7 protein-coding genes are annotated in these 7,656 nt (G+C 62.8%); 3 read left to right on the forward strand and 4 right to left on the reverse strand.

What is annotated here, in order from left to right; translation table 11 throughout:
* From QZ213_RS21465 to QZ213_RS21475, 3 genes are all read right to left on the reverse strand, one after another.
* A partial coding sequence (locus QZ213_RS21465) for a cytochrome P450 (RefSeq protein ID WP_291688102.1) occupies window positions 1–1,254 on the reverse strand: 1,254 nt, incomplete at its 3' end.
* 184 nt (window positions 1,255–1,438) lie between these two features.
* A complete protein-coding gene (locus QZ213_RS21470; RefSeq protein WP_291688103.1) occupies window positions 1,439–2,686 on the reverse strand; it encodes an LLM class flavin-dependent oxidoreductase in 1,248 nt (415 codons plus the stop codon).
* Window positions 2,687–2,776: 90 nt separating this feature from the next.
* Window positions 2,777–4,021: a hypothetical protein gene (locus tag QZ213_RS21475; RefSeq protein ID WP_291688104.1), complete on the reverse strand. Its 1,245-nt coding sequence runs from the start codon at window positions 4,019–4,021 to the stop codon at window positions 2,777–2,779.
* A gap of 151 nt (window positions 4,022–4,172) precedes the next feature.
* Between QZ213_RS21475 and QZ213_RS21480 the strand changes: the two genes are divergently transcribed.
* Together QZ213_RS21480 and QZ213_RS21485 are read left to right on the forward strand one after the other, a co-directional pair.
* On the forward strand, window positions 4,173–5,108 hold the full coding sequence (locus tag QZ213_RS21480; RefSeq protein WP_291688105.1) for a nitronate monooxygenase: 936 nt from the start codon (window positions 4,173–4,175) through the stop codon (window positions 5,106–5,108).
* A gap of 94 nt (window positions 5,109–5,202) precedes the next feature.
* Window positions 5,203–5,640, forward strand: a complete 438-nt coding sequence (locus tag QZ213_RS21485) for a hypothetical protein (protein ID WP_291688106.1) — start codon at window positions 5,203–5,205, stop codon at window positions 5,638–5,640.
* A 27-nt stretch (window positions 5,641–5,667) separates the two neighbouring features.
* Here the strand turns inward: QZ213_RS21485 and QZ213_RS27215 are convergent, their stop codons facing one another.
* Window positions 5,668–6,198, reverse strand: coding sequence for an FkbM family methyltransferase (locus QZ213_RS27215; RefSeq protein ID WP_365885084.1), 531 nt, complete (start codon window positions 6,196–6,198; stop codon window positions 5,668–5,670).
* 446 nt (window positions 6,199–6,644) lie between these two features.
* On the opposite strand from QZ213_RS27215, the gene QZ213_RS21495 reads away from it, so the two are divergent.
* Entirely contained in the window at window positions 6,645–7,487 is an 843-nt protein-coding gene (locus tag QZ213_RS21495) for an FkbM family methyltransferase (protein ID WP_291688108.1), read from the forward strand.
* Window positions 7,488–7,656 lie beyond the last annotated feature (169 nt).

Consider the following 7,656-nt stretch of genomic DNA (forward strand, 5'->3'; position numbering starts at 1 on the left):
GCATTTCGCCTGCATATAGGCGAAGTGCAGCCCGAGGCACATATGCGCGCCGCCGCCGAACGGCACCCAGGCGAAGCGATGGCGGTTGCGCTGCGCCTCTTCGGTGAAGCGCATCGGGTCGAATTTGTCCGGATCGGGCCAGATGTCGGGCATGTGGTGGGTGAACACCGGATTGACGCCGACCATGGTGCCAGCTGGGATCGCATAGCCCTTGAAGCTCAAATCGCGGATGGCGCGGCGCGGGATCGAGGGCACCGGCGGCTTCAGCCGCATCGCCTCCTTGAAGGCCATGTCGGTAAGCTGCATCGCCTCAAGATTGTCGAACGTCGTGGGCTGACCGGCCGCGATGCCGAGTCCGTTCACTTCATCGCGCAGCTTGCTCTGCCACTGCGGATGTGCGGCGAGCGCTGCCACGAATGAAGTCAATGACGAGGTCAGCGTGTCGTGCGCGGCCATCATCAGGAAACTCATGTGGTCGACAATGTCCTGCGTCGACAGCAGCGCGCCGTCTTCATGAGTGGCCTGACACAGCTGCGAGAACAGGTCTTCGCCGCCGCCCTTGGCGCGGCGGATCGGAATCTGTTCCGAAAAGTACGCCACGATTCGTTCGCGGCCGCGGACGCCGCGCGCCATCTTGGTGAAGGGCAGCGGCTTGCGGATCACCGAGATCGACGCCGCCACCATGTCGACGAAGGCGCGTGTGATCTCGTCGACCTCGGGCCCGATATCGGCGCCGAGGAACGAGGTCGCGGCAAGGTCGAGGGTGAGCTGCTTCATGGCGGGATATAGCAGCATAGGCCCCGGCTGGGCCTTCCATTGCCTGATCCGCGCCGCGATCCCGGTATCGAGCGCCGCGAGATAGGATTTCATCGGCCCGGACTTGAAGGCCACCGACAGCGCACGCCGGTGCAGCCGATGCTCCTCGAAATCGAGCAGCATCAATCCGCGCGGAAACAGCAGGCCCAGAATCCGGCCCCAGCCATGGGTCGAGGAAAACAGCTTGCCCTGGTCGAACAGCACCAGTTCATTGGCCTCGGGACCCAGCAGCACCAGACTGGTCTCGCCAAAGATGTGACTGCGATAGACCAGCCCGTATCTGGCGGCCTGTCGTTCGATCTGTCCCTTGGGATCGGCCAGCACCTCCAGCGTCTTGCCGATGATCGGCCAGCCCTCGTCGCCGGGAATATGCGTCAGCGAATTTCGTTTGGGCGGGGTGAAGGAAATCGCGGGAGAGGCCACACTCTGCATCGACATGGCAGTTGCTCCGGTTGGTCTCAATTGATCAAAAACCGCGATATATTGCGGTCACTGGCGCGGGCGGTTATCGGCAATAGATTAACTGGCAAAATAACCGCTTTGCGTCTTCCGTGCAAAGCCCGTCGACGTTGCACCCCGTCAATTCCTTGGGCGCGCGGGCGACGCCGCGCCACCGCGTCTCTCACGCCTTGCTTTTCTGCTTCGCGGCTTCCTTCTGCAGGTCCGGCGCGTTGATGGTCGGGATCGCGACGCGGCCGGGGCCGGTGAGCGGAAGTGCTGCGGCAGCCTTGTCGTTTTCCAGGATCTTCGCCATCACGGCTTGCCCTGCGCGTTCGAACACCTCGCGGTTCTCGATCACGAATTTCTGCGACTTGCGCAAGGACGCGATATAGCCGTTGATTTCCGGCACCACGTAGCGCGCTACCATGTCCCAACTGCGGCGGGTGTTTTCGGGGTTGGCCCAGTCGTGCACGAAGCCGATGATGGTTCCGACGCCGCCGCTGACTTCCATCAGGCTCTTGATGGTTTTGACCAGATCATCCGGGGTGCCGATGGTGGAGGCGGCGCCTTCACCGCCGGCGGTCTTCTCCACGGCGTCTTCGGGGGACGTGAAGGGCTGCAGGCCCGGCCGCTGCAGGGTGCGCACATTATATTCATTGTGCCAGCGCATCAGTCCGGGGCCGGCCTCGCGCCGCGCCTGTTCGCGGCTTTCGGCGATGTGCCAGGAGAGCAGCACGCGCCAGTCGGCGCGGCTTACCGTGGTGCCGTGCCTTTTCGCGGCGTCCTCGGCAAAGCCCCATTGCGTCGGCAGCGCCATCAGGCCCTGCGTCGACATCGAGCCCAGCGAGATGATGCCGATGCCATATTTGCCGGCCAGCGTCATGCCCGACGGCGAGATCTGGGAGGCCACCACGAACGGCATCTCCTCCTGCAGGGGCAGGATCTGAAGGGCTGCGTCGTTCATGGTGAACCAGTCGCTCCTGGCCGTGACGCGCTCGCCCTTGAACAGCCGGCGGATGATCGCGATCGCCTCGTCCTGGCGATCACGCTGCGTCATCGGATCGATGCCGAGCGTATGGGCGTCGGATGCCAGCGCCCCCGGTCCGGAGCCGAAGATGGCGCGGCCTCCCGTCATGTGGTCGAGCTGCACCATGCGCTGGGCGACGTTGAAGGGATGGTGATAGGGCAGCGAGACCACGCCGGTGCCGAGCCTGATGCGCTTGGTGCGTTCGCCCGCGGCGGCCAGGAACATTTCCGGCGAGGCGATGGTCTCCCAGCCCGAGGAATGATGCTCGCCGCACCAGAATTCATCGTAGCCGAGCGCATCGAGCTGCTCGACCAGATCGAGATCCCTGCGGAATTGCAGCATCGGATGCTCGCCGATCGGATGATGCGGGGCGAGGAAGGCTCCGAATTTGAGGCGCGCCATGGGTGTTCTCTCCGGATTCTTGTTATTTGCTTGCTTGGTGCCAAACTACGGGCTGGAGTGGGCCAAGGCAATCGTCCAAAGCCTCGCGGGCTAAGCGGCATGGCGCCATGCGCGCAGGCGATGGATCGCCTGCGACGTCAGGCTGTAGGCGGCAACCGTCGTGTCCGAGATCCGCGCGGCTGCCGCAGGATCGCGCAACAGCCGCGCCACCACCACGCCAAGCGGAACGGCGCACCAGGGATCAGTCAAAAGCGGCACCAGCTCCTCGCGCGAGCCGCGATATCGCCCCAAACCAAAGGCGAGCAAGCCGATTTCCCGCAACACGTCGCGCCTGCGGTTGCGCTGCCGGGCGGCATCCAGCAGTGCCATCAGACCGAGCCGGGTGACGACGCCCTCACGGCCGGGGGCTTGCGTCGGTGGCGTTTCGCCCAGCGAAATCTGCAACAATGCGCCGGGCAGATCGACGCCGCTCAGCCACGCATTCATCGGCTCGACCAGCCGCGGGTTGGCGTCGATGAAATGCGGCGTCTTCATTGCGTCATCCAGGATGTAATCGAACGATAACGCGCCGTGCCAATCGAGCGCGTGCCCGATCCGCTCCACGATCCCGCGCACCTGCGCATTGACGACGCTGATCTTGAGCACGTCGCCGCCGCCGGGCCCTTCCACGACCTGGCGATAGATGTGGCTCGTGACCAGTCGTCCGCGATCGAACACGGCCTGCGTGCGCTCGAGCGATCCCGTCGCCGCGGCCTGCACCAAGAGGCCCCTGGTGAATGCATTGTGCTGTAGAAGCTGTGCCAGCACCGCGTCGCGCTGGCGTGCATCGCGCACCCGCCAGACGCCGGTGCTCGCGGTGCCGAAGGCGGCCTTGACGAAAAACGGGTAGGGTCGGTCAGCCGCGAATTCATCCACCGAACGAACGAGCTCGGTTCTGGGCTGCGGCACGTGCAGCCGGGCCAGCAGCTCGGCCAGAGTAGCCTTGCTCTGGACCTGCTCGAACGCCTCGAAATCGGCGAGCGCGATGCCGAGGGCGGAGGGAAGCCGTTCCCGCGCGGCGGCAAACAGATAAGCCTGTTCATGCACCGGAAGCAGCGCATCGATCTTGCCGGCTTTGACGGTTTCGATCACCGCCTTCAGATAGCCGTCCGGATCGGCGCCCGACGCCGGTGCCCGATGGACGCGATCGACAAATCGGGAAAAACGTCCAAGGCACACCGGGTCGCTCGATACCAGATCGACCCGGTGTCCGGCGAGCCCCAATGCCGTGATGACCTCGCGCGACGACAGGCTGGAGCCTTCGCTCAAGAGTATTTTCGGCTTTTGCGCTGTCATCGACGGTTGCCTCGGCGCGCAGCTTAGGCTTGGTGAGGTACGAAGACAAAGCGGGCAGATCAGCCGCCCCGGGATTGTCGGCCGGCCGGACTTGCCATAGCGTCGGCAGCGAACTCTCCCGCCCGACTGCCTCTCACAGCAATGGACAGCCATGAACCGCGTTCTCGCCCATACCGGCGCAAGATATCCGATTGTGCAGGCCCCGATGGGCTGGATCGCACGCACCCAGCTGGCTTCGGCCGTGTCACGCGCCGGCGGTCTCGGCATCATCGAGACGTCCTCCGGCGAGACCGAAGCCTGTCAGGCTGAGATCAACAAGATGCAGGCGCTGAATCTGCCGTTCGGCGTCAATTTGCCGATCAGGTTCCTGCGCGACGACGCGATGCTGAAATTCGTCTGCAACTCCGGCGTCAAATTCGTAACCACCTCCGCAGGAAGCCCCGCGAAATTCATCGCGCCGCTGAAGGGAGCGGGCATCACCGTCTATCACGCGGTGCCGACGGTGGAGACCGCGCTGAAATGCGTCGAGGCCGGCGTCGACGGGCTGGTGGTCGAGGGCGCCGAGGGCGGCGGCTTCAAGAATCCGGAAGAAGTCTCGACCCTGGTGCTGCTGCAGGGGATCCGCGCCCGCAGCGACGTGCCGATGATCGCCGCCGGCGGCATCTGCGACGGCCGCGGCATGGCCGCCGCGTTCGCGCTCGGCGCCGAAGGCATCCAGATGGGCACCCGTTTCGTCAGCTGCAGCGAGAGCCCGGTGCACGCCAACTACAAGAACGCGATCGTGGATGCGAAGGAGACCGGCACGCTGGTGCTCAACAAGAAATCGACGCCGTGCATCCGCGCGCTGAAGTCGGAGCGCACCCGGGCGATCTACGACGAGGGCCTGATGGCGCCCGACGCGCTGAAGGGAATCCGCGACGTCTATTTCCACGGCGACATGGAGGCAGCTCCGGCGCTCGCCGGACAATCGGCCGGCCTGATCGACGAAGTGAAGCCGGCGCGCCAGATCATCGAGGAAACCGTGGCGCAGTTTTTCGCCATCACCGGCCGGCTCGGCGGATTGGCGTCGGCAAAGGCTTTTGGATGATCCCTGTCCGCGCGGAAGCCGCGCCCATCACCGCCGAAGTTGATTTTTGTGTTCGCCGGGACGCACGGGAATAGAAGCCCATATAGGAGAGACGATGGACGCAGTGGTGCAGGATCGCGATCCGCAACAACGCTCAAGGCGCCGCAGGCGAGCCCGGGTGGCGGGCGCCATCTTGCTGGTAGCAGTAGTTTCAATCGTGCTCGGCGCGGCTGGAAGACTGTACCAATCCCGGACGGCCAATTTCTGGCAATCAAGGCTCGTGCGCGGCGAGTCCGTGGTGGTGCGGTTCATATGCGGAGCGGGCGTCGCCGTGGACTGCAACATATCAGTCAAGGTCACCTACCAGAAACAGGATTCCAAATGGTGCGAAAATCTCGAGCGCAGCGACCAGAGCGAAGCTGACAAAACGCACTGGTGCAACGCCAATCCCGAATTGCGCACGATCAGCCTGTTTGGCGTGCCGTATTCGTTCGACCGGTTTGGCGCGTTAAAGAACGAGACTCGCCAGGTCGGGCAATTGTTCGAGCGGTAGGACCGTGTAAAATTCGCGCATGCCGACTCAGTCGGGCCGCGCCTTGAGAAACAACACGTCGACGTAAGCGTTCCCGGCGGCCCTCTCACGAATCTCCGCAAAACTGCTTTTGCGGTGCGGCCCCGTCCGCGTCAGCCAATATGGCTCGTAGCCACATTCCGATAGATGATCCAGAATGGCGGATACCGATGCCCCGAACCTCTGCAAGCCTTCCTCATGCAGTTCGACGAACAGGGCCGGCCCGGCCAGTCTCAAAATGTCGGAGGCGCCCTGCAGAACCATCATCTCGGCACCCTGGACATCGATCTTGACCAGGCTTGGCATGCGCGCGCCTTCGTTCTGAACCAGATGGTCCAGCCTTACAGCTTCGACGGCGACCCCGGTGCCGTCCCGGGAAAGTTTGTGGTCCGCTGGGTGAAGGTGATTGATCTCGAGGAACATTGGGCCGGCGGTCGCGGCAGCAACAGCCTTCAGCGCACGGACCCTGCCGGACAGGCCTTGGCGCTTCAGCGCCGAGACGAGCGTTTCGTAGTTGCGATCTTCCGGCTCGATCGCGATGACCTCGCCGCCGGGGCCTACCTATCGCGCGAAGCGGAGAGAGAAGAACCCGACATTGGCTCCGACATCGATGACCACCGATCCCTGCGGGACAAATTCCTGAAGTCGTTCAATAGGCCCGGCTTCGAAATGCCGCTTGTAGCCCGCATAGAGCACGAGAAAGACCCGGTCAAACATAGGCAGGCGGTTGACGCCGAGCTTCGCAGCCCATCCAAACAGCTGCACCGCGAAATCTCTGATCAGGCTTTGGAACATTTGAGAAGGAGCCAGCGTTGCGGATTTGGTGCGCGGCAGCGACCATGGAGGATGGATATCACATATCTCGGAGAGCCGGTCCATATGAGCCGGCTGCCGACCTCGGGTTGTGCGGACTGCCGAATTTACACCGCCAGACCGCTCGGCTAAAAGCACTCCGTCGATCGACGGTTCACAATTCGGAATTTCCAATGAAAACGACCCATAAGATTGCCGGCGCGCGCGCGATTTATCGTGTGGTCCGAGCCGGCCGAGCCATGCTTGGGCGTACCGATCGAGACATCGTCGTACGAGGGGGTATCAATTACGAACTGGATCTTTCGCAGGGGATCGATTTTGCCATTTACCTCGGGAACATCTATGAACGCCAGACCAGGGCCGCGTTGCGCCGCCTTGTCTCTCCTTCGTCGCTGGTGCTGGATATCGGGGCCAATATCGGCGCGCATACCCTCCATCTTGCTCAGTTGGTCGGCCCCGGCGGCCGCGTCATCGCATTCGAACCGACTGACTTTGCTTTTCGCAAGCTTAGCCGTAACCTCGAACTCAACCCGCAGCTCAAGACCCGGGTGACCGCTTGCCATTGTTTCCTCACCGAACACGATGAGGACCAGGTGCCTTCGGCGATCTATTCGAGCTGGCCGCTTGCGCGCGAGGCCGGTCTGCATGCCAAGCATCTCGGCCGTGAAATGCGAACGGAAAAAGCGAGGGCTCGGAGTCTTGACAGCGTGTTGTCCGAACTTGCCGATCGTAAAGTGCAACTCGTCAAGCTCGATGTGGACGGATTCGAATGCGACGTTCTGCGTGGCGCAACCGCGCTGCTCCGTGATGTGCGTCCGATTTTTGTGATGGAGCTATCGCCCTATGTGCTCGAGGAGCATGGAACGTCGTTGGACCAGCTGCTCTCCCACTTCATCCCGAACGGATATCGCTTCTACAATGAGCGAACCTACCAGCCGTTGCCGTCGACGGCGCGGGAGCTGCAGCAGATGATTGGGGATGGCGCGGGGATCAACGCGATAGCGCGCGTGGATTGACAGAGATGAATCTCATTTCGCGCAGACTGGATTTAGGGTCGTTAGCGCTCGCCGTGGTCTTTTTTTCGATTGTCGTCTTTCTCCTCCTCTCACATCCGACTTCGTTCTGGATGGTCACCGACTACGAACCGCTTGGCCTCGCCGACGCGTTGAACATGGCATATCGGCT

It is taken from the genome of Bradyrhizobium sp., from assembly GCF_017881085.1.
GTDB lineage: Bacteria > Pseudomonadota > Alphaproteobacteria > Rhizobiales > Xanthobacteraceae > Bradyrhizobium.